This window comes from Hyphobacterium marinum (genome assembly GCF_036330325.1).
In the GTDB taxonomy this organism is placed as follows: Bacteria; Pseudomonadota; Alphaproteobacteria; order Caulobacterales; family Maricaulaceae; genus Hyphobacterium; species Hyphobacterium marinum.
Window position 1 is genome coordinate 209,341 of the sequence record NZ_JAZDRO010000004.1, and the last position, 18,768, is coordinate 228,108.

Below are 18,768 nucleotides of genomic sequence, written 5' to 3' on the forward strand. Positions count from 1 at the left end.
ATTCAAACCCGATAGCCCAGCTCGGTCAGGCGCGCGCGGACCTGCGGGGTCAGGTGGCGGTCGAGCGCCTTGCCCGCTCCGATCTGCGTCCTGACCACCGGGCCGAGAAGGAGAGGCAGGCTGTCGCGTTCCAGCGCGGTGAAATCACCCTCCGCCACCTCACCAAACACGGCCTTGTCGAAATCCAGCCCGGCAAAACGCAACAGCGCCGTTAAGGTGCGTTTCGGCGCGCGCACCAGATCTTCATAGGTCACACGCAGGCATCGGTCGCCGAGCGCCTCTTCCGCGCCAAGGCCGATGGCGGAAAGGTCGGTCCAGTATTGCAGCGCGGCGTCGGGACGGCTGACATGGGCGAAGGCGCGTCCGTCCGGCCCGGTCCAGCTGCGCCGGAGCAGGGAGGCTGCGACATCGCGCCCGTCGCGGACGACATGGACGAAACGCGCAGCCGGAAACATTTCAGCCAGGGGACCAAAGGCGAGAATGTTCAGCGACGTCTTCTCGACCAGCACGGTTTTCGGAGCCACTTTCAACTTCTCGCCGATCAGCCCGGTCAGAAGCCCGGCCATCGCATTCCGGACCTGGTTGTCCTCCAGCGTGAAATCGCGCCGGTGCAGGTCACCCAGTGATCGTGCAAAATTCTGCCATTGCATGGCGATTGAGGTGGGCAATCCGGTATCCGGCCCGCAATGGATGGCAGGGTGGCCCATGAGCAGTCGGCGTAAGAGGGTCAGTCCCGACCGCGGCACCCCCCCGAGGAAGACGTAGCCCGACCCGTCTTCAGACATAGCCGAGGCGCGACAGCGCCGGTCCGGCAATGGACAGGACAAGATTGCGTTGCAACTGGTCGAGATCGCTTTCCCAGCGGCCGATGGCGGCGGTGTCGATCGGGCGCGAGACGCGCTCGGCGCTGGACTCGTTTTCGCCCGCGCCGGCTTCGAAGCCGCTGGCGTGATCCAGTGCGGCCTCGATGGCTTCCTGGTCTTGCCCCAGGAAGGCAAACAGGCCCGAAATCGTGTCACGCGGATGGGTGACAAGGGATTCGTAGCGCAGTTCGAAATAGTTCGGATCGCCACGCATGGCCTCACCCGCCTCGATGCTGGCCACCCACAGGCGGGCGGCGGCCCCGGCATCGCGCACAATGTCCATCGGCGCGCCGGTGCGCGCATCGGTCCAGTCCATCGACAGGAGCGAGGCGACGACATCCCGCCCGTCGCGAACGATGGCGACCAGCGGGCTATGCGGGAACAGACGGCGCAACTGGGCGAAATGCAGGATGTTGGCCGGGGTCTTCTCCGCAACGCGGCGGCCGGTCGCCTCGGCCATGGGTTCGAAGAAGGCATTGATCGCGGTGGCAAACCGGTCGTGCAGGGCGGCGGGCGCGAGCCCGTACTGGGCCTGAAGGACCGGCATGTGCATCGCCTCGACCTGGGCCGAAAGAGCGGCCAGCGCCGGAACGATACGCGCTTCGGGTCCGCAGGCGATGGTGCCGGAGGCGTTGACGATGGCGCGCAGCAGCGTCGTGCCCGACCGGGGCGCGCCGCCGATGAAAATCGGTGCTGAACGCGTCATGTGCCGGCTGCCTCCCTCGTGGCTGGCTGCCAGGGAGGAAGGGGTAGGGCGGTGCCTACTATTTATCTAGTTACGGAAAAGTCAGATATTACAAGGGCATTACGGAATTATGAGCGGGAAGGCTCCGGCGCGGTGTCGTCACGGGGAATTGAATGAGTTGTCGTCGACCTGCGCTGCTTCCTCTCCCCCTTGGGGACTGAGTGTCCCCGACGGGCTCCAGTGGAGCCCGGAAGGACACGAAGGATTGAGGTGAGGGGGTCATGCCGGATTGTGCTCCACCTTGAACCAACCCCTCACCCCGGCCCTCTCCCCTTGTGAAAGGGGAGAGGGAGATTGCCACCTTCACAGCACGCAGCAACACCGCTGAAGACTCGCCTTTCGTGGTGACTCACGCTATCGGCTCGCCATGACCGAGATCACTCCCTCCGACAATCACGAAAAAGCGCTCATCATCGACTTCGGCAGTCAGGTGACGCAGCTCATTGCGCGCCGTCTGCGCGAGGCCGGCATCTATTGCGAGGTCCACCCGTATAACCGGGCGGGCGCAGCCTTCATCGCGGATTACGCGCCGAAGGCGATCATCCTCTCCGGGTCGCCGCACTCCACCCACTGGGAGAATTCCCCCAAGGCGGACCCGAGCGTCTTTGAACGCGGCGTGCCGGTGCTGGGCATCTGCTATGGCGAGCAGACGATGTGCGCCCAGCTCGGCGGACGGGTCGAACCCCATGACGAGCGCGAATTCGGCCGCGCCGATATCCAGATCACTGCCGACAGCCCGCTCTTCGCCGGCTTCGGCCCGGTCGGCCATGAGGAACGCGTGTGGATGAGCCATGGCGACCGCGTCGTCTCCATCCCCGAAGGCTTTCATGTCGTCGCGGCCTCGCGCGGCGCGCCCTTTGCCGCCATCGCCGACGAGGCGCGGCGTTTCTATGGCGTGCAATTCCACCCCGAAGTGGTTCACACGCCGCGCGGCGCGCTGCTGCTCAAAAACTTCACACACGAAATAGCGGGCATGCGCGGCGACTGGACGATGGCCGCCTTCAAGGACGAGGCGATTGCCAAAATCCGCGAGCAGGTCGGCGAAGGCCGGGTGATCTGCGGCCTCTCCGGCGGGGTGGATTCCTCGGTCGCGGCGGTCCTCTTACACGAAGCGATCGGTGACCGGCTGACCTGCGTCTTCGTCGATACCGGGCTGATGCGCCTGAATGAAGCCGAGGAAGTCGTCACGCTGTTCCGTGACCACTACAACATCCCGCTGGTCCATGCCGACGAGGGCGAGCGCTTCCTCTCCGCGCTCGACGGCATCGACGACCCGGAAGCGAAACGCAAGACCATTGGCAAGCTCTTCATCGACGTGTTCGAGGCGCGGGCGAAAGAGGCCGGCGGGGCTGATTTCCTGGCCCAGGGCACGCTCTACCCGGACGTGATCGAGAGCGTCTCCTTCGACGGCGGCCCGTCGGTGACGATCAAGTCGCACCACAATGTCGGCGGCCTGCCCGCGCGCATGAAGATGAAGCTGGTCGAGCCGCTTCGTGAGCTTTTCAAGGACGAGGTGCGGGCGCTCGGGCGCGAGCTCGGCCTGCCGGAGAGCTTCGTCGGCCGCCACCCCTTCCCGGGGCCGGGCCTTGCTATCCGCATTCCCGGCGCGGTCTCGAAGGAGCGCGCGGACATCCTGCGCAAAGCCGACGCCATCTATATCGAGGAAATCCGCAAGGCCGGGCTCTATGACACGATCTGGCAGGCCTTCGCGGTGCTGCTGCCCGTGCGCACCGTCGGTGTGATGGGCGATGAGCGCACTTATGACCATGTCCTCGCGCTACGTGCCGTGACCTCGGTCGACGGCATGACGGCGGACTATTTCCCCTTCGATCACGACTTCCTCGGCCGCGTTGCCACGCGCATCATCAACGAGGTCCGCGGCGTCAACCGCGTCGTCTATGACGTGACGTCCAAACCGCCCGGCACGATCGAGTGGGAGTAGGGGCAGGGCACGCCTGCCACCGACGCCTCCCGGAATCGGCGTCAGCCGATGTCCGGGATCCAGTCAGTGTCGCTCTGGGCCCCGGTCTTTGCTGACGCAAAACCGGGGCGCGTCGTGTTGCACTGGCAGTGCTACTCGCCCTCCAGAACGGCCCGCTTTCCTCCTCTCCCCACCCGGGGGGAGAGGATTGAAGTGAGGGGGGCGGCAGAATTGAGCTTGGCCTTGAGCCAACCCCTCACCGGCGGCCCTCTCCCCATCTAAAAGGGGCGAGGGAAATCCCCGCCTGAACCGGACCGTTTTCTGTCCGCCCTTGTTTCGGCCACAGTCCGGTCTTAGACACTGCCCCACGATCTTGTTTGCCGAATGATTCCGGTGTGCGGTGCACGCCATCGACTGACTTCCTTCCAAAATCGTCTGTCAGGACCCGCCGGCACTCGGCTGGCGTGGCCTGTTGTTTTCGTGACCGATTGAAAGGAAATCGTCATGGCTGTAGGTACCGTTAAATTCTTCAATACTACCAAAGGCTTCGGCTTCATCCAGCCGGAAGATGGCTCGACCGACGTGTTCGTTCACGCCACCGCCGTTGAACGCGCCGGCATGCCGACCCTCGAAGAAGGCCAGAAGGTCAGCTTCGACGTCGTCGCCGACAAGCGCACCGGCAAGTCCGCCGCGGACAATCTGCGCGCGGCCTGATTGGCTTAGGCGCTGCGCAGACACGCTGCGCCACCTGCCTCTATGAAGAAAGGCCGGACGATCGTCCGGCCTTTTTTTATGCCCTGGGCCGGTCTTGACCCGGGCCGGAAGACGGCGCACCTGCCTGGTCAAAATAGCCCTGTGGACCTGCCATGACACCCGAGACCCGCCTGACCAATCTGGAATCCCATGTCGCCGAGCAGGCGCGCATGCTTGAGGAGTTGAGCGACGTGATCGCGCGCCAGCAGCGCGAGATCGACCGGCTCACTGCGCGGCTGGAAGCCTCCGCCGACCGCATCGGCGCGCTGGAAGCCCAGGCACCGCCCCCGGCGAGCGAGAAGCCGCCGCACTGGTAGGGTACTTCCTCTCCCCCTAGGGGGAGAGGATTGAGGTGAGGGGGTCGGGCAAGCAAGCGCTCGACCTTTCAACAACCCCTCACCCTGACCCTCTCCCCTTGGAAAGGGGAGAGGGAAAAAGTGAGACAATCCTGCTTTTTCTCCCTCCCCTTGTGGGGGAGGGTGCCGCGAAGCGGACGGAGAGGGTGGGAAACGCAAGGGAGCGACAGTCTCCCACCCCTTTCGTCTGACGCTCCGCGTCAGCCACCCCCGATCCAGTCGAGGGCAGGCCTTCCCCATCAAGAGGAAGGAGGGGGGCAACGCTTCATGGTCCAGGTCAGCTTGGCGGCGTGCAATGCGGTCCGGTGGCCTCGCTATCGGCGGCAGGATCAGCAGGATCCGCGTCCTCACGCTCGGCCACGAGGGACATGATTTCCGCGCCCAGCCGCAGGTCGGGGACATGGCCCAGGGATTTGCGCCGCAAGCGGCCGGCCCGGTCGATCAGAAGGGTCGATGGTGTGCCTTGCAGATCATATCGGCGCATAGTCTGGGGCATGAAACGCCCGTCCGGGTCGGGCGCATCGACGCCGACCGGAATGCTGATCCGGTATTCGTGAAGAAAGGCCTGCAAGGCTGTTGGTGTCATGGCGTCATGGTGTTCAAAAACGGTGTGTAGTCCGATGACGGCCACCGTGTCGGGCGAAAACAGCTCGCGTATGCGGCGGATCTGCGGAATGGAGTGCTCGACGCACGCCGGGCACAGCATCTGGAACGCGCTAAGGACGATGACGCGCCCGCGCAGCGTCGCCAGCGTGGGTGGGGTGGCGTCCGCATTGAACCACTGCGAGACGGTCCAGTCGGGTGCGGGGCGGAATGGATGTGCCATGTCTAAAGCCTCCGTCCGGAGCAGCGTGGCCGGGACCCGCCGCTCCGGATTGTCGATGGACCGGACTATTTCAGATCGCTGAGCGCAGCGCCGAAATTGATATGGAAGGGCTGTCCGGCCAGCACAACGGCGGGCACCGACTTCACCCCGGCGGCCTCGGCATCGGCGATCCGGCCCGCCTCCTGGCCCAGATGCACGCTTTCGACGTCAAACCGGTTGCGGTCCAGCGCATCGGCAAGCTGGCGTTCGGCGTCGACACAGACCGGGCAACCGGCGTGGTAGAAAATGGCTTTGTCTTTCATGTCACTGTCCTGGCGGGGCGCGTTGGGGGAGAGGAGCCGAGCCGCCCGCTGGCATCGACTCTAACAATTAGGAGTGCTAATTAAATGCCGGTGACGAGTCAAGACGATTAGGAGTCCGAACTATATGCCTTCGCGCAAATCCACTTCCGAGACCCGCCAGATCGGCACCGGCCTGGCCCGGATCGGCGACGCGTTGCGCAGCCAGGCCTGGCAGCAGGGCGCAGAGCTGGGCCTGACACCGACACAGGCGCGCGCGCTTGCCCTGATCGGGGCCTCACCGGATGGCGTTGGTCTGACGGCGCTGGCGCGTGGCCTGGGCGTCAGCGCCCCCTCGGCCAGCGAAACGGTCAAGGCGCTTGTCGCCCGCAACCTTGTCGCCAAGGTCCGGGGCACGGATCGCCGCGCGACCATCCTGACGCTGACGGACGAGGGTGAAACGGTCGCAAACGGGGTGGAGGGCTGGCCCGGCTTTCTTGAAGACGCTGTTGCCGCACTACCCGCGGACGACAGGACCGCCCTTCTGCGGGGCGTGTCGCAGGTCATCCGGACCTTGCAGGAGCAGGGCGGTATCGACCCGCAGCGGCAATGCCTGACCTGCCGGTATTTCCAGCCGAACCGATACGCCGGATCCGCCCGGCCTCACCATTGCGGTTTCGTCGATGCGCCATTCGGGGATTCGGGCCTGCGGATTGACTGCCCTGACCATGAAGCCGCAGCTGTCTGACGTGGCCGCCATTCGATGCTAGTCTCCCTCCCGGACTCACCGGGAGAGATGTCATGCGCCCATTCGCCCTCGTCAGCCTTGTCATTGTCCTTGCCGCCTGTGGTGCGCCAGAAACGTCTGACGCTCAGGACCGGCCGATCGAGGCCCCGGCCTGGGTGGCGGTCGACAATGTCGCGAGCGACGATGTGCTCAATATCCGCGCCGACGCGGATGCGGGGTCAGAAATCGTCGGGACGCTGGCCCCTGGTGCCGGACCGATTGAAATTGCCGCGACCCGGCAGATCGGTGAGGCGCGCTGGGGCCTCGTCGCGATACAAGAGGGCAGCGGCTGGATCAATCTCGCCTATGCGTCCCCCGCCGAGGTGACGATGATTGGCGACAGCCCGATACCCGCAGGAACTATCTGCGCGGGGACCGAACCGTTCTGGTCACTCGAATTGACCGGCGAAGCGGGCATCTACAGCGATTTCGAAATCGAGCGCGAAACCTATGAGATCAGCGAGTCCGAATCCGCGCGCAGCCGCCCCTGGCCGTGGATGTTCGGTCTGCGCGGCAGCGGCCTTGCCTTGCTCACACCCGAACTCTGCTCGGACGGGATGAGTGATCTGCCCTACGCCTGGTCCATCCTCCTGATTCGCCATGACCAGACCGGCCACGCGCTCTATGAGGGGTGCTGCCGGCTGCGGTCACCGGACACGGACGAATAAAATTCAGCCGGGCTGCATCCAATCGTAACCGTGGCGGCAACAACGTCATGACAGCGCGCCCATGGGGGAGCGCGAGGTGATGAAAGGACCTGATCGATGGACCAGCTTGGCGATATTTTCCGCTCTTTCTGGTGGCTGCTCTTCCCGCTGGCGTTCTTCGTGGCACAAGGCTGGTCGAGCTTCCTGCACTACAAGCAACAAAAATCGAAGATCGAACTCCTGAAGACCTATGCCGCGGCCGGCAAGGAACCGCCGGCCAGCCTCGTCGCCAGCCTGGAAGACGGCAGCAATCACGACGGCCACGACTGGACCGGCAGCGGTGACGACAGTTCGGGCCATTCGCGCGGCAGCAATGCCTTCCTGGTTGTCCTGTTCACCGGTCTGGCGGGTGTCTTCGCCGTGGCGGGATATCTCGGAATTCTGGGCGGTGTCGAGGAAGAACTCTACTTCGTGGCCGCTGTTCTGGGCGTGCTGGCGCTGGCCTTTCTGGTCAGCGGGATGTTCGGCGGCCGGCGGAAGGGCTGATGGAGACGGGCGCGGCCGACGCCGCGCTCGTCCGTGCCGCACGCGGCGGTTCGGACGCGGCCTTCGGCGTTCTTGTGAACCGGCATCAGCAGGCGCTGCGTGGTTTTCTGCGCCGCGTCTGCCGCGACCCCGCGCTCGCCGATGATCTGGCCCAGGAGGTGTTTGTCGCGGCGTGGACGCGGCTGGGCCAGCTGCGGGACACCGACGCCTTCCGGTCCTGGCTGTTCGCCATGGCCTGGCATCAGGCGGCACAGACGGCCCGCGCCGCCGGACGGCGCAAGGCGCGCGAAGCCGAGTGGGACCGGACAGAAGACCAGACCCGGCCCGAAGGCATCAGCCGGGAGGACTCAATGGCGCTGAATGACGCCATGGACTCCCTGACGCCGGACCAGCGCGCCTGCGTCGCGCTTTGCCTCGCGGGCGGCTGGTCACATAATGACGCCGCAGAGGCGCTGTCCATGCCGGTCGGAACCGTGAAATCACATATCGCGCGGGGCCGGGCGCGGCTGGCCGAAGCGCTGGGAGACGAGAGATGACGACAGATGACACGCTTGCCGCCTTCTTCGCACAGGACGAACCGCCAGCCCGCGACCCGGCATTTGTGCTCGGGGTGGCCGAAGCCATCGCCGCGCAGGACTTCCGGCGGGACATTGTCCGGCGCGGCGCGCTCGCCATCGCCGTGGGAGCCATTGCCTGGACACTGGCGCCGCTTGTTCCGGACCTGGGCGGAACGCCGGTCCTGCCGCTGGTCATTCTGGCGGCCGTGGTCGCCGGGGCGGGGGTCTTGGCCCCCCGCCTGTTGAGGCTGATTCCGGTGTTCGGGCCGACTCGGGCATAATCAACACCAGAGTGGGCGCGAGGGGGGATTCGCGATGGTCATGCTGATAACAGGGCTCGCCCTGTTTCTGGGAATGCATTCGGTCAGCCTGATACCGGGGCTGCGTGCGCTCTTCGCCCGGGCCATAGGCGAGGGCGGTTACAAACTGATCTATACCGTTCTGTCCGTCGTCGGGCTGGCCCTGATCATTTTCGGCAAGATCCAGGCGCACCCGACGCCCAATCTCTACTACCCCGAGGAATGGACGCGGACGCTCGCCCTGTTCGCCATACCGCTGTCGCTGATCCTGCTGGCCGCGGCCTATACGCCCAGCCATATCCGCAAAGTCCTGCGTCACCCGATGCTGCTCGCCGTTTTCATCTGGTCGGGAACGCACCTGATGGCCAATGGCGAGCAGGCATCCGTGGTGCTGTTCGCCAGCTTTTTTGCCTGGTCGGGCCTGTCTCTCATTGCGGCCTACATACGCGGTGGTGGCAAGCCGGCACCCAAGGGCTGGGGCGGTGATGTCACGGCGATTGTGGCCGGCGCACTGGTGTCGGCGATCTTCGCCCGCCTGCACCCGATCCTCTTTGGCGTCGATATCATCGGCTGACGCATCCAATTCGTGACCCCGGCGCATCTAGGGGGCAATGGCGGCCCCTGGTCGTGCCGCCGGCAAGAAACCGAAGGAGAAGAATTATGGGTCCTGATATTCTCGTCCCCGCCACAATATTCGGGTCTGTGGTCCTGATCGTGTGGGTCATCGTGTCCAACCGCACGCGGCGAAACCGCGAAGTTCTGGAAACCGTGCGCAGCGCGATCCAGTCCGGTCAGCAGATGACGCCGGAAACCATTCGCGCGCTCGGCGTCGAACGCAAGAAGAAGGGCGGCGACATCCGCTGGGGTATCATCCTGGTCTCGATCGCACTGGCCTTCGTGTCGTTGGGCTACACGATCGGTTCCGTTGATGGCGGCGACGCGGAAGAAGCCTTTGTCATCATGACCGGTGTCGCAGCCTTCCCGGGCTTTGTCGGCGTCGCGCTCATCATCATGGGCGTATTCATGCGCGACAAGTCCAACGACGACGACGCGTAAAGGCTAAGGTCAGGTCAGGTCGGTTCCATGAAGGCGTCGGACGAAGAACTGGTGGCTCTCGTTGTTGCGACACGCGACAACGACGCCTTCGGCGAACTCGTCCGCCGCCATCAGGGCCTGATCCGGGGCATGATGGCCCGGATGAGTCGGAACCGCGCCCTTGCCGAGGATCTCGCTCAAGACGCCTTCATAAGAGCGTTCGAGAAAATCGGCAGTTTTACCGGCGCAGGGTCGTTCAAGTCCTGGCTCTGCCGCATCGCCTACAACGAATTCCTGATGGCCGCGCGCAAACGCAAGGCGACGGAACGGGCGATGGAAAAGTTCAAGGGCGATGTCGATGACACCGAAGCCCCGCGTGACATGGGCTCCGTCGTCGATCTCGACCGCGCACTGGCTACGCTCAAGGAGGACGAGCGCACTGTCATTGTGCTATGTTTTTCCTGCGGAATGTCGCACTCTGAGGCGGCGGAAACCACGGGAATGCCGCTCGGGACGGTCAAATCCCACGTGAACAGGGGACGGGAGAAGCTGAAAGCCTTTTTCGAGACCGCGGAGGCGGTAGCGTGATGACCATGAATGATGCATTCGACGAAAGACTTCGCGCGGCCTTTGCCGCAGCCCAGCCGGGCGAGGACGAGGCCGATGCCTTCGTGAAGAAGGTCAAGGCGCGCATGTCCCACCCTGTCCGCCGTCGGGCAATCATTCTCGGCGGGGCCGGATCAACCGGTTCGGCCATCGCTGGCACGCAGCTCGAAGGCCTGTTCAACACCTTTCAGATCCCGGCCGAAGGCTGGACCGCCCAGCTCGCCGCCATCGCCTCGCCGGAAGTGATGGCCACCACGGTCCTCGCGCTGATGATCGGCGGGTTCGCTTTCATCCTGCCCAAGCGCATCTAGCCAGCCTGCACAAGCCGCGCTTTCGCAGGCGCAGCATCTGGACTAGTCTCCGCCGCTCCTGACCGCCACGCGACCAAGGAGCGGCGTTTTCATGTCTGCCCAGACCCGAAAGAAGCGTATCGGCGTGCCCGACATTCGCGCCCGCAAGGGGGGTGAGCCGCTGGTCTGTCTCACGGCCTATGACGCGCCGATGGCCGCGCTGCTCGATCCGCACTGTGACGTACTGCTGGTCGGGGATTCGCTGGGGATGGCTGTGCACGGCATGGACACCACGATCGGTGTCACGCTCGACATGATGATCCTGCACGGCAAGGCCGTGATGCGTGCCGCGAAACAGGCGCTTGTCGTCATCGACCTGCCCTTTGGCAGCTATGAAGCCTCGCCCGAGCAGGCCTTTGCCAGCGCATCTCGCGCGCTCGCCGAAACCGGTGCACAGGCGGTGAAAATCGAGAGCGGCACCTATGCGGGGGAGACGGTCCGCTTCCTGACCGAGCGCGGCATTCCGGTGATGGGCCATGTCGGCCTGCGCCCCCAGGCCGCGCTCAATGATGGCGGCTTCCGCGCCAAGGGCCGGTCTCAGGCCGAGCGCGACCGCGCTATTGCAGAAGCCAAAGCCGCCGACGAGGCCGGGGCTTTCGCCATTGTCATCGAGGGTGTCGCAGAGGACCTCGCGCGCGAAATCACGACAGCGGTAAAAGCCCCGACCATCGGCATTGGGGCGTCGGCCGCCTGTGACGGGCAGATCCTCGTCACACCGGACATGCTGGGCCTCTTCGACTGGGCCCCGAAATTCGTCAAACGCTATGCCAGCCTGCGTGACGAGGTCGATGCCGCCGTCGGCCAGTATGCCGACGACGTGCGCGCGCGCCGCTTCCCCGAAGCTGCGCAGACCTATGAATTCAAGCCGTCTGACGGTTAAGTCTATCTAGGATTGCATATTGACGTTGTACTATAGGGGGCGTATATGTTCCCCATACCCGCTGGCGGCGTGCCGCCGGTTCAAAGGCCGTTGCAGGTTCCCACTTGCGCGGCCTTTGCTGTTTCTACGGCGGTTTCATGCGCGTCAGCATCTACATAGATGGTTTCAACCTCTATTATCGCGCACTCAAGGGAACGACGCATAAATGGCTCGATCCCATCGCTCTGGCTCGCAAGCTTCTCCATGAGGACGACAGGATCGTCCGCGCCCGGTATTTCACGGCGCGTGTCAGTTCGCGGGCGGGTAACCCTGGTGCTCCGCGACGACAACAGATGTACCTGAATGCGTTATCCACCCTGCCTGAACTGAAAATTCACTACGGCCGGTTCCTTACCAAGACCAAGTTTCGTCCGACTGTCGGCCGTGATGGTGAGTACGTCGAAATACATGACACGGAGGAAAAGGGATCGGACGTCAACCTCGCTTCCTTTCTGCTCCACGACGGATGGCAGGACCAGTATGATGTTGCGCTTGTATTGTCTCAGGATTCCGACCTGTGCGAGCCGATGAGAATGGTCAAGAACGATCTGGGCAAACCGGTTGGCCTGATCTGGCTGGACGATTCCAATCCCGGACGCCGCATGAGGAATGCCGCGTCTTTCGTCCGACACGCCACGTCAGCTCGGCTCGCTGCAGCACAATTTCCGGACACTCTGATGGGAAAAAGCGGACATCTGGTTCGAAAGCCCATGGAATGGTGACAGGATGGTGCAATCGAATGCATGGAGTTCCCGCTTCAGACGGTTAAGCTCTGTTGCCCGGAAAGCCTGCTGCGTCTAGGGTCCGCGCCCGGCGTGGCAATCAGCGTATGGATACCCCCAAGTGGCCGATATTTTTAACGAAGTCGAAGAAGAACTTCGCAAGGACAAGTATCAGGAATGGCTCAGGACCTATGGTCCCTGGGTTGGCGGCGCTGCCGCTGCGCTGATTCTCGCTGTTGCGGGCTATGAAGGCTGGAAAGCCTGGTCCACATCGCAGGAACAGGCCGCGTCCGAAGAGTATTCCGAAGCCGTCGATTTCTACGAAGCCAACGACATGTCCGCGGCCGCTGCCGAGCTTGAGGATATCGCAGCGAACGGTCCCGATGGTTATGCCGCGCTCGCGCTGATGCGCCGTGGTGCCATCGCACTGGAAGAGGGCGACCGTGAAGCCGCCGCCGGTTTCTTCGAGGATGCCGCCGCGCGCACGTCTGACCCGATCATCGCTGATCTTGCGACGCTGAAGGCCGTCTGGGCCCAGTTCGAAGCCTATTCGCCGGACGACCTGGCCAACCGGCTCGCGCCGCTGACAGGTCAGGACCGGCCTTATCGTTTTCTCGCCCAGGAAGCCATCGGCATCAGCGCGATGCAGGCCGGGGATCATGATGCGGCGCGCCAGGCATTTGAAGCGATCATCTACTCGGTGGATGCGCCGCAAGGGGCCGCTGCCCGGGCCAACGCCGCGCTGGCCGTGACCAACCAGATGGACCCCGAAGGGGCCGAGGACGCCGCTGAAGCGGCCGACCCCGCTGGCGCTGTCGAGGACGAAGCGGCCACCGAGAGCGAATTCAGTCTTGGCCTCAGCCAGGACGGTGAAGGCGACGCCGGTGACGACAGCCCCTTCGACGACACGATGCCCGAGCTGAATATGCCCCGCGAAGAGCCGGTCAATGACGGCGCGCAAGAGGACCCCAATCCATGATCAAGACCCGTCATTCGTTTATCGCGCTGACCGCGATCCTGGGCCTGGCCGTTTCGGCCTGTTCGACGATTGAAAACACCGCCGACCGGCTGAACGTCTTCCAGCGCAATGATGAGGGCCCGGCCGCGCCGACCGATGGCCGCATTTCCATTCTGGCGTTCGAACAGTCGCTCCAGACTGATCCCGAGCTGGCCAACCGCCCGGTCCAGCTGCCGACGGCCTACGTGAACACGGTCTGGCCGCAGCCCGACGGCTATCCCACCCATGCGCTGGAACATACCCAGGCGACCGGCCCGCTGGCGGTCGTGTGGCGGCGCGACATCGGTGAGGGTTCGGGCCGCAATCGCCGTCTGAATGCCCGTCCGATCGCGGCCGAGGGCAATATCTTTGTCATGGATGCCGAGGGCGTGGTCAGCGCGCTCAATGCCGAGACCGGCGACCGTTTGTGGGAAAGCCGCCTGCGTTCGGGCAGCCGCCGCGACCGCATGTCGTTCGGGGGCGGCATCGCCTACGATGGCGGGCGCATCTACGCCCATGCCGGATACCGCTTCATGGTCGCGCTGGATGCCACCACGGGTGAGGAGATCTGGCGCGCCGAAAGCCTGACGCCGTTCCACGCCGCGCCGACGGCGACCGGCGGGCGGGTCTTTGCCGCGACAGATGACAACGAGCTGTATGCACTCGATGCCAACACCGGGGACGTGCTGTGGACCCACCAGGGCATCGTCGAGCCGGCGCGCCTGATCACCGCACCCAGCCCGGCCGTACTGGGCGATACGCTGGTCGTGCCTTACGCCTCGGGTGAGATCGTTGCCCTGCGGGTCGAGAACGGCAATCCGCTCTGGTCCGATGCCCTGACGCGGACCGGCGGCCTGACCCCGATCTCGGAAATCAATGACGTGGCGGGCAGCCCGATCATCGCCGGTGAGACCGTCTATGTGATGAACCATTCCGGCCTGATGGCCGCGATTGACCTGCGCTCCGGCGAGCGGATCTGGAACGCGCCTGCGGGCGGCCTCAATGCCCCCTGGGTCGCGGGTGATTATCTCTTCGTCGTGACCACAGAAGGCGAAGTCGTGGCGATGGAACGGGCCAGCGGCCGGATCAGCTGGATCACCGAGCTGGCGACTTTCGAAGATGCCGAAGACCGCAATGACCGGATCGCCTGGAGCGGTCCGATCCTGGCCGGCGGCCGCCTGTTCCTGGCGGGTTCGCACGGCGAGGCCGTCATACTCTCGGCCACGAACGGTGCGATCCAGAACACCATCCGCCTCGGCGATGACGTCTATGTCGCGCCGATCATCGTCAACGAGACCATTTACGTGGTGACCGACGACGCGCGCCTGATCGCCCTGCGATAACGCGCGCCAGAGCAGAAAAGCAGAGCCTTTCATGGCTGCGCCCAAGATTGCCATTATCGGCCGGCCCAATGTCGGCAAGTCGACGCTGTTCAACCGTCTGGCCGGCAAGCCGCTGGCCATTGTTGACGACCAGCCCGGCGTCACCCGCGACCGCCGCGAGGCGGACGGGCGGCTGGGCGATCTGAAACTGCGCCTGATCGACACTGCCGGGTTCGATGACCTGGCCGCGGCCGGCATGGAACGCGAAATGCGCGCCCAGACCGAAGCGGCCGTCGCGGCGTGTGATCTTTGCCTGTTCGTTGTGGATGCGCGCTCGGGTGTGACCGCACTCGACGAGACCTTCGCCGATCTGATCCGCCGCTCGGGCAAGCCGGTCGTGCTGATCGCCAACAAGGCCGAGGGCCGGGCCGGTGAGGGCGGACGCAACGAGGCCTGGGCGCTGGGGCTCGGTGATCCGGTCGCGATGTCAGCGGCCCATGGCGAAGGCCTGGGCGAACTCTACGCCGCCGTCGCGGGCAAGCTGGACGGGTTCGACGACCGTGATGTTGGGCCGGACGAAGATGATGGCGACACCCCGCCGCTACGTATCGCGGTGGCCGGGCGTCCCAATGCCGGCAAATCAACGCTGATCAACGCCCTGCTCGGCGAGGACCGGCTGATTACCGGCCCCGAAGCCGGGATCACGCGCGACGCCATCGCCGTCGACTGGCTGTGGGACGGCAAGCGGGTCCGCTTTCACGACACGGCGGGCCTGAGGAAGCGCGGCAAGGTCGCCGATCGTCTTGAACGGATGAGCGCGGCTGACACGCTGCGCGCGGTCAAATTCGCCGAAGTCGTGCTGGTCCTGATCGACGTGGAACGTCCGCTGGAAAAGCAGGACCTTCACATCGCCGATCTCGTCGTGCGCGAAGGACGGGGTCTCGTCGTCATCTTGTCGAAATGGGACACGGTCCCGAACCGCACCGCCGCACTGAAGGATCTGCGCTACGAGTTCGAACGCCTGTTGCCGCAGGCCAAGGGCACGCCGCTCATTCCTGTCTCGGCCCTGAAAAAGAAGGGCCTGGAGGACATCATGCCGGCGGTCGCCGATGTGCATCGCAACTGGTCGGCCAAGATCAAGACACGCGATCTGAATGACTGGCTGCGCGACATGACGGCCCGGCATCCTCCGCCCGCCGTCAATGGCCGCCGGGTCAAACCGAAATACATGTCGCAGACCAAATCGCGCCCGCCGACCTTCGTCCTGATGTGCTCGCGCGCCGCGGCCATGCCCGACGCGTACAAGCGCTATCTTATCAATGGGTTGCGTGAGGAATTCGACATGCCCGGCGTGCCGATCCGTCTGATCGTGAAATCAGGCAAGAACCCCTATGCCGACGGCGATCGCGGCGGGAGCGGGGGTTAGCCCCTAGCTCTTCTTCCAATCTGGAAAATCGACGGTCTTGCCGTGCATTGTGGACTCCGGCGTGACCAGTTCCAGCACGAGCGGGGCGAGGTCTTCTGGTGCCGGCAGGGTTTCGGGATCCTCACCGGGGAAGGCTTTCGCCCGCATCGCGGTCCGCATCGGTCCCGGATTGACGAGATTGATGTTGAGCCGCGAGCCGAGATGCTCGTTCGCCCAGCTTTCCACCAGCGCATCAAGCGCCGCTTTGGACGAGGCATAGGCCGCCCAGAACGCCTTGCGGCCGCGCGCCGCGCCTGACGTCATGAAGACGGCACGTCCGGCATCGGACTTCAGCAGCAGGGGTTCAAACGCGCGGATCAGGCGCGCGGGCGCGATGACATTGATCGCGAAGACTTCGTTCCAGGTCTGTGCGGACAGCTGAGACGCAGGCGTCAGCTTGCCCAGCACGCCGGCATTGGCGATGAGGATGTCGAGCTTGCTCCAGCGCTCCGTCACGATCGCGGCGAGTTTCTCGATCCCGTCCGGGCTGGCGAGATCCAGTGGAACGAGCGTGCACGACCCGCCCGCTTCGCGAATGGCGTCGTCCAGCTCTTCCAGCCCGCCTTGCGTGCGCGCCGTCGCGATGACGTGAGCGCCAGCTTCGGCCAGCGACAGGCTGAGCGCATAGCCGATCCCCCGCGAGGCTCCCGTGACGAGTGCGACGCGGCCTTCGAGCGGTTTCTTTGTCATGCTTCCACCAGAAATGAGAGTTGCCGGTCCTTGTCCGACAGCGCGCTGTCATGATCGCGCAGGCGGGTCGGGTAGGTGCCGGTGAAATAATGGTCGGAGAGTTGCGGGCGTTCCTCGTCGCGCGCTTCGCCCAGGATCGCTTCATAAAGGCCGTCGAGCGAGAGGAACCCCAGACTGTCTGCGCCAAGCGTCCTGGCGATCTCTTCGGTATTCATGCTCGACGAGATCAGCTCCTGACGCATCGGCATGTCGATACCGTAGAAATCCGGGTGCGTGATCGGCGGGCAGGCGGAACGGAAATGGACTTCCTTGGCTCCGGCATCGCGGACCATCTGCACGATCTTGCGCGACGTCGTACCGCGCACGATGGAGTCATCGACCAAGAGGACGCGTTTCCCGCGCAGGGCGGCGGCATTGGCCGAGTGCTTGCGGCGCACACCGAGATCGCGCTTGGCCTGGGTCGGCTGGATGAAGGTCCGGCCCGCGAAGTGGCCCCGGATGATCCCGAGGTCGAACGGCACGCCGGCCGCTTCGGCATAGCCAAGGGCGGCCGGAACGCCAGAGTCCGGGACCGGGACGATGACGTCGACCTCGGCGGGCGCGTCCTTATAGAGCCGGCGGCCCATCGCCTTGCGGGTCTCGTAGACGCTGATCCCGCCAATGACGGAATCGGGCCGTGCGAAATAGATGTATTCAAAGGCGCAGGGGCGGGCGCGGTGTTCCGGAGCGAAGCGTTTGCTTTCGATCCCGTCCTCGCTGAAGATCACGGCCTCGCCGGGCTCGACCTCACGCACGAAGCTGGCACCGATCATGTCGAGCGCGCAGGTTTCCGACGCCAGCACGTTCGCACCGTCGAGATCGCCGATAATCAGCGGGCGGATGCCGTGCGGATCGCGCGCGCCGATCAGCTTGTCATTGACAAGCGCGACGAGGGCGAACGCCCCTTCAATCTGTTTGAGCGAGTCAAGGAAACGCTGCGCGGACTTGGCGCGCTTGGATTGCGCGGCAAGCTGAAGAATGACCTCGGTATCGCTGGTCGACTGGAAGATTGCACCATTGGCGACAAGCTCGTCGCGCAATGACCGCGAATTGGTGAGGTTGCCGTTATGGGCGACCGCCATGCCGCCACCACGCACATCGGCATAGAGCGGCTGGACATTGCGCAACACGGTCGCGCCCTGCGTCGAATAGCGCACATGGCCGATCGAGGCCGTACCGGGCAGGCGGGCGGCGGTATCGGCCCCGGCGAAATTCTCGCCCACGAGGCCCATATGGCGTTCGGTGTAGAAGCGCGCGCCATCGTGCGTGGCGACGCCGCAGCTTTCCTGCCCGCGATGCTGAAGGGCGTGCAGGCCGAGCGCGGTCAGCAGGACCGCATCGCGCGCGCCGCGCACGCCAAACACGCCGCATTCCTCGCGCGGACGGTCAGTGGCGGCGTCATAGGTGAGACTGGGCAGTGTCATCCGTCGTCATCCTCGCCGGCGCGGTTGATGAGATCATCCAACCGGTCGCGCTCGTTGCGGTCATAGGCGGTGCCGTCGTCGCGGTCGCCCTCTTCATTGGCCGGTGATATGGGCGAAGTCCGCGCAATACGCGAGTCCTCCGGTGCGAGCGATTGCAGCGCCCGGGCCGAGGCATTGACCAGCGGGTAGATGCGCGCCTCGGCCATCCAGCCCGGCGGCGTACCGCCCGGCGTCGCCGAGGCGAAGACAATGAGGAGCAGGCCAAGGAAAACGAGCCCCCGGATGAGCCCGAAGATGAAACCCAGCGCCCGGTCGACCACGCCGACATCTTCGCCCTCCTTGGTCTTCTTGGTCAGCGATCCGGTCACGAAACTGACCGCGAGAAAGACCAGGACGAAGACAACGCCCAGCACGGCGATATTGGCGATGAGATCGTTGGGAATGAATTCGCGCCCCAGCCCGATGAAGACGGGCCTGGCCCACAAGGACGCCAGGGCTGCGGCCACAAAGGCGGTGATGGAGAGGGCTTCGCGCACGAAACCGCGCACCAGCGCCATCAGGCCGGAGCCAATGAGGATGAGCAGCGCAATGCCGTCAAAGGGGCTCAGACCGTCCATCCCC

Annotated in this window: 24 protein-coding genes; 17 read left to right on the forward strand and 7 right to left on the reverse strand. The window is 64.6% G+C overall.

Features of this window, described 5'->3' with window-relative positions; genetic code table 11:
* Positions 1 to 2: 2 nt before the first annotated feature.
* Together V0U35_RS10720 and V0U35_RS10725 are read right to left on the reverse strand one after the other, a co-directional pair.
* Positions 3 to 785, reverse strand: coding sequence for a sulfotransferase family protein (locus V0U35_RS10720; protein WP_330196708.1), 783 nt, complete (start codon positions 783 to 785; stop codon positions 3 to 5).
* Entirely contained in the window at positions 778 to 1,569 is a 792-nt protein-coding gene (locus V0U35_RS10725) for a sulfotransferase family protein (protein WP_330196709.1), read from the reverse strand. The genes V0U35_RS10720 and V0U35_RS10725 overlap by 8 nt, the downstream gene beginning before the upstream one ends.
* 406 nt (positions 1,570 to 1,975) lie before the next feature.
* Between V0U35_RS10725 and guaA the strand changes: the two genes are divergently transcribed.
* From guaA to V0U35_RS10740, 3 genes are all read left to right on the forward strand, one after another.
* On the forward strand, positions 1,976 to 3,550 hold the full coding sequence (gene guaA / locus V0U35_RS10730; protein ID WP_330196710.1) for a glutamine-hydrolyzing GMP synthase: 1,575 nt from the start codon (positions 1,976 to 1,978) through the stop codon (positions 3,548 to 3,550).
* Positions 3,551 to 4,033: 483 nt separating this feature from the next.
* Positions 4,034 to 4,243, forward strand: coding sequence for a cold-shock protein (locus tag V0U35_RS10735; RefSeq protein WP_330196711.1), 210 nt, complete (start codon positions 4,034 to 4,036; stop codon positions 4,241 to 4,243).
* 152 nt (positions 4,244 to 4,395) lie between these two features.
* Positions 4,396 to 4,599, forward strand: coding sequence for a SlyX family protein (locus V0U35_RS10740; protein ID WP_330196712.1), 204 nt, complete (start codon positions 4,396 to 4,398; stop codon positions 4,597 to 4,599).
* Positions 4,600 to 4,915: 316 nt separating this feature from the next.
* Here the strand turns inward: V0U35_RS10740 and V0U35_RS10745 are convergent, their stop codons facing one another.
* Both V0U35_RS10745 and V0U35_RS10750 read right to left on the reverse strand, forming a co-directional pair.
* Positions 4,916 to 5,464: a TlpA disulfide reductase family protein gene (locus V0U35_RS10745; protein ID WP_330196713.1), complete on the reverse strand. Its 549-nt coding sequence runs from the start codon at positions 5,462 to 5,464 to the stop codon at positions 4,916 to 4,918.
* A gap of 65 nt (positions 5,465 to 5,529) precedes the next feature.
* A complete protein-coding gene (locus tag V0U35_RS10750; RefSeq protein ID WP_330196714.1) occupies positions 5,530 to 5,766 on the reverse strand; it encodes a hypothetical protein in 237 nt (78 codons plus the stop codon).
* 124 nt (positions 5,767 to 5,890) lie between these two features.
* On the opposite strand from V0U35_RS10750, the gene V0U35_RS10755 reads away from it, so the two are divergent.
* From V0U35_RS10755 to der, 14 genes are all read left to right on the forward strand, one after another.
* The gene (locus tag V0U35_RS10755) at positions 5,891 to 6,490 is read left to right on the forward strand and encodes a MarR family winged helix-turn-helix transcriptional regulator (protein ID WP_330196715.1); all 600 of its coding nucleotides are present in this window, start codon (positions 5,891 to 5,893) and stop codon (positions 6,488 to 6,490) included.
* 53 nt (positions 6,491 to 6,543) lie between these two features.
* Complete coding sequence (locus tag V0U35_RS10760; RefSeq protein WP_330196716.1) at positions 6,544 to 7,197, forward strand: COG3650 family protein; 654 nt, start codon at positions 6,544 to 6,546, stop codon at positions 7,195 to 7,197.
* A gap of 96 nt (positions 7,198 to 7,293) precedes the next feature.
* Positions 7,294 to 7,722 (forward strand): hypothetical protein, encoded by a 429-nt coding sequence (locus tag V0U35_RS10765; protein WP_330196717.1) that lies wholly within the window; start codon positions 7,294 to 7,296, stop codon positions 7,720 to 7,722.
* Positions 7,722 to 8,258, forward strand: coding sequence for an RNA polymerase sigma factor (locus tag V0U35_RS10770; RefSeq protein ID WP_330196718.1), 537 nt, complete (start codon positions 7,722 to 7,724; stop codon positions 8,256 to 8,258). Before V0U35_RS10765 ends, V0U35_RS10770 begins: the two co-directional genes overlap by 1 nt.
* Complete coding sequence (locus V0U35_RS10775; RefSeq protein ID WP_330196719.1) at positions 8,255 to 8,560, forward strand: hypothetical protein; 306 nt, start codon at positions 8,255 to 8,257, stop codon at positions 8,558 to 8,560. The genes V0U35_RS10770 and V0U35_RS10775 overlap by 4 nt, the downstream gene beginning before the upstream one ends.
* Before the next feature lie 34 nt (positions 8,561 to 8,594).
* Entirely contained in the window at positions 8,595 to 9,152 is a 558-nt protein-coding gene (locus V0U35_RS10780; protein ID WP_330196720.1) for an NnrU family protein, read from the forward strand.
* An 86-nt stretch (positions 9,153 to 9,238) separates the two neighbouring features.
* A complete protein-coding gene (locus V0U35_RS10785; protein WP_330196721.1) occupies positions 9,239 to 9,634 on the forward strand; it encodes a DUF6249 domain-containing protein in 396 nt (131 codons plus the stop codon).
* 27 nt (positions 9,635 to 9,661) lie between these two features.
* A complete protein-coding gene (locus V0U35_RS10790) occupies positions 9,662 to 10,201 on the forward strand; it encodes an RNA polymerase sigma factor (RefSeq protein WP_330196722.1) in 540 nt (179 codons plus the stop codon).
* Entirely contained in the window at positions 10,201 to 10,530 is a 330-nt protein-coding gene (locus tag V0U35_RS10795) for a hypothetical protein (RefSeq protein ID WP_330196723.1), read from the forward strand. Before V0U35_RS10790 ends, V0U35_RS10795 begins: the two co-directional genes overlap by 1 nt.
* Before the next feature lie 91 nt (positions 10,531 to 10,621).
* The gene (gene panB, locus V0U35_RS10800; RefSeq protein ID WP_330196724.1) at positions 10,622 to 11,449 is read left to right on the forward strand and encodes a 3-methyl-2-oxobutanoate hydroxymethyltransferase; all 828 of its coding nucleotides are present in this window, start codon (positions 10,622 to 10,624) and stop codon (positions 11,447 to 11,449) included.
* A gap of 137 nt (positions 11,450 to 11,586) precedes the next feature.
* Positions 11,587 to 12,210: an NYN domain-containing protein gene (locus tag V0U35_RS10805; protein ID WP_330196725.1), complete on the forward strand. Its 624-nt coding sequence runs from the start codon at positions 11,587 to 11,589 to the stop codon at positions 12,208 to 12,210.
* Between the two features lie 121 nt (positions 12,211 to 12,331).
* Complete coding sequence (locus V0U35_RS10810) at positions 12,332 to 13,189, forward strand: tetratricopeptide repeat protein (RefSeq protein WP_330196726.1); 858 nt, start codon at positions 12,332 to 12,334, stop codon at positions 13,187 to 13,189.
* A complete protein-coding gene (locus V0U35_RS10815) occupies positions 13,186 to 14,550 on the forward strand; it encodes an outer membrane protein assembly factor BamB family protein (RefSeq protein WP_330196727.1) in 1,365 nt (454 codons plus the stop codon). The genes V0U35_RS10810 and V0U35_RS10815 overlap by 4 nt, the downstream gene beginning before the upstream one ends.
* Positions 14,551 to 14,581: 31 nt before the next feature.
* On the forward strand, positions 14,582 to 15,955 hold the full coding sequence (gene der / locus V0U35_RS10820) for a ribosome biogenesis GTPase Der (protein WP_330196728.1): 1,374 nt from the start codon (positions 14,582 to 14,584) through the stop codon (positions 15,953 to 15,955).
* Between the two features lie 3 nt (positions 15,956 to 15,958).
* On the opposite strand, the gene V0U35_RS10825 is transcribed toward der, so the two are convergent.
* The 3 genes from V0U35_RS10825 to V0U35_RS10835 are packed head-to-tail and all read right to left on the reverse strand — an operon-like array spanning position 15,959 to position 18,764.
* Positions 15,959 to 16,684, reverse strand: coding sequence for an SDR family NAD(P)-dependent oxidoreductase (locus V0U35_RS10825; protein ID WP_330196729.1), 726 nt, complete (start codon positions 16,682 to 16,684; stop codon positions 15,959 to 15,961).
* Positions 16,681 to 18,147: an amidophosphoribosyltransferase gene (purF, locus tag V0U35_RS10830; RefSeq protein ID WP_330196730.1), complete on the reverse strand. Its 1,467-nt coding sequence runs from the start codon at positions 18,145 to 18,147 to the stop codon at positions 16,681 to 16,683. The genes V0U35_RS10825 and purF overlap by 4 nt, the downstream gene beginning before the upstream one ends.
* On the reverse strand, positions 18,144 to 18,764 hold the full coding sequence (locus V0U35_RS10835; RefSeq protein WP_330196731.1) for a CvpA family protein: 621 nt from the start codon (positions 18,762 to 18,764) through the stop codon (positions 18,144 to 18,146). Before V0U35_RS10835 ends, purF begins: the two co-directional genes overlap by 4 nt.
* Positions 18,765 to 18,768: the final 4 nt, after the last annotated feature.

Excerpts from the sequence above, each read along its gene's own strand:
- V0U35_RS10720 (WP_330196708.1), bottom strand. The coding sequence starts at position 785 with ATGTCTGAAGACGGGTCGGGCTACGTCTTCCTCGGGGGGGTGCCGCGG.
- V0U35_RS10725 (WP_330196709.1), bottom strand. The coding sequence starts at position 1,569 with ATGACGCGTTCAGCACCGATTTTCATCGGCGGCGCGCCCCGGTCGGGC.
- guaA (WP_330196710.1), top strand. The coding sequence starts at position 1,976 with ATGACCGAGATCACTCCCTCCGACAATCACGAAAAAGCGCTCATCATC.
- V0U35_RS10735 (WP_330196711.1), top strand. The coding sequence starts at position 4,034 with ATGGCTGTAGGTACCGTTAAATTCTTCAATACTACCAAAGGCTTCGGC.
- V0U35_RS10740 (WP_330196712.1), top strand. The coding sequence starts at position 4,396 with ATGACACCCGAGACCCGCCTGACCAATCTGGAATCCCATGTCGCCGAG.
- V0U35_RS10745 (WP_330196713.1), bottom strand. The coding sequence starts at position 5,464 with ATGGCACATCCATTCCGCCCCGCACCCGACTGGACCGTCTCGCAGTGG.
- V0U35_RS10750 (WP_330196714.1), bottom strand. The coding sequence starts at position 5,766 with ATGAAAGACAAAGCCATTTTCTACCACGCCGGTTGCCCGGTCTGTGTC.
- V0U35_RS10755 (WP_330196715.1), top strand. The coding sequence starts at position 5,891 with ATGCCTTCGCGCAAATCCACTTCCGAGACCCGCCAGATCGGCACCGGC.
- V0U35_RS10760 (WP_330196716.1), top strand. The coding sequence starts at position 6,544 with ATGCGCCCATTCGCCCTCGTCAGCCTTGTCATTGTCCTTGCCGCCTGT.
- V0U35_RS10765 (WP_330196717.1), top strand. The coding sequence starts at position 7,294 with ATGGACCAGCTTGGCGATATTTTCCGCTCTTTCTGGTGGCTGCTCTTC.
- V0U35_RS10770 (WP_330196718.1), top strand. The coding sequence starts at position 7,722 with ATGGAGACGGGCGCGGCCGACGCCGCGCTCGTCCGTGCCGCACGCGGC.
- V0U35_RS10775 (WP_330196719.1), top strand. The coding sequence starts at position 8,255 with ATGACGACAGATGACACGCTTGCCGCCTTCTTCGCACAGGACGAACCG.
- V0U35_RS10780 (WP_330196720.1), top strand. The coding sequence starts at position 8,595 with ATGGTCATGCTGATAACAGGGCTCGCCCTGTTTCTGGGAATGCATTCG.
- V0U35_RS10785 (WP_330196721.1), top strand. The coding sequence starts at position 9,239 with ATGGGTCCTGATATTCTCGTCCCCGCCACAATATTCGGGTCTGTGGTC.
- V0U35_RS10790 (WP_330196722.1), top strand. The coding sequence starts at position 9,662 with ATGAAGGCGTCGGACGAAGAACTGGTGGCTCTCGTTGTTGCGACACGC.
- V0U35_RS10795 (WP_330196723.1), top strand. The coding sequence starts at position 10,201 with ATGACCATGAATGATGCATTCGACGAAAGACTTCGCGCGGCCTTTGCC.
- panB (WP_330196724.1), top strand. The coding sequence starts at position 10,622 with ATGTCTGCCCAGACCCGAAAGAAGCGTATCGGCGTGCCCGACATTCGC.
- V0U35_RS10805 (WP_330196725.1), top strand. The coding sequence starts at position 11,587 with ATGCGCGTCAGCATCTACATAGATGGTTTCAACCTCTATTATCGCGCA.
- V0U35_RS10815 (WP_330196727.1), top strand. The coding sequence starts at position 13,186 with ATGATCAAGACCCGTCATTCGTTTATCGCGCTGACCGCGATCCTGGGC.
- der (WP_330196728.1), top strand. The coding sequence starts at position 14,582 with ATGGCTGCGCCCAAGATTGCCATTATCGGCCGGCCCAATGTCGGCAAG.
- V0U35_RS10825 (WP_330196729.1), bottom strand. The coding sequence starts at position 16,684 with ATGACAAAGAAACCGCTCGAAGGCCGCGTCGCACTCGTCACGGGAGCC.
- purF (WP_330196730.1), bottom strand. The coding sequence starts at position 18,147 with ATGACACTGCCCAGTCTCACCTATGACGCCGCCACTGACCGTCCGCGC.
- V0U35_RS10835 (WP_330196731.1), bottom strand. The coding sequence starts at position 18,764 with ATGGACGGTCTGAGCCCCTTTGACGGCATTGCGCTGCTCATCCTCATT.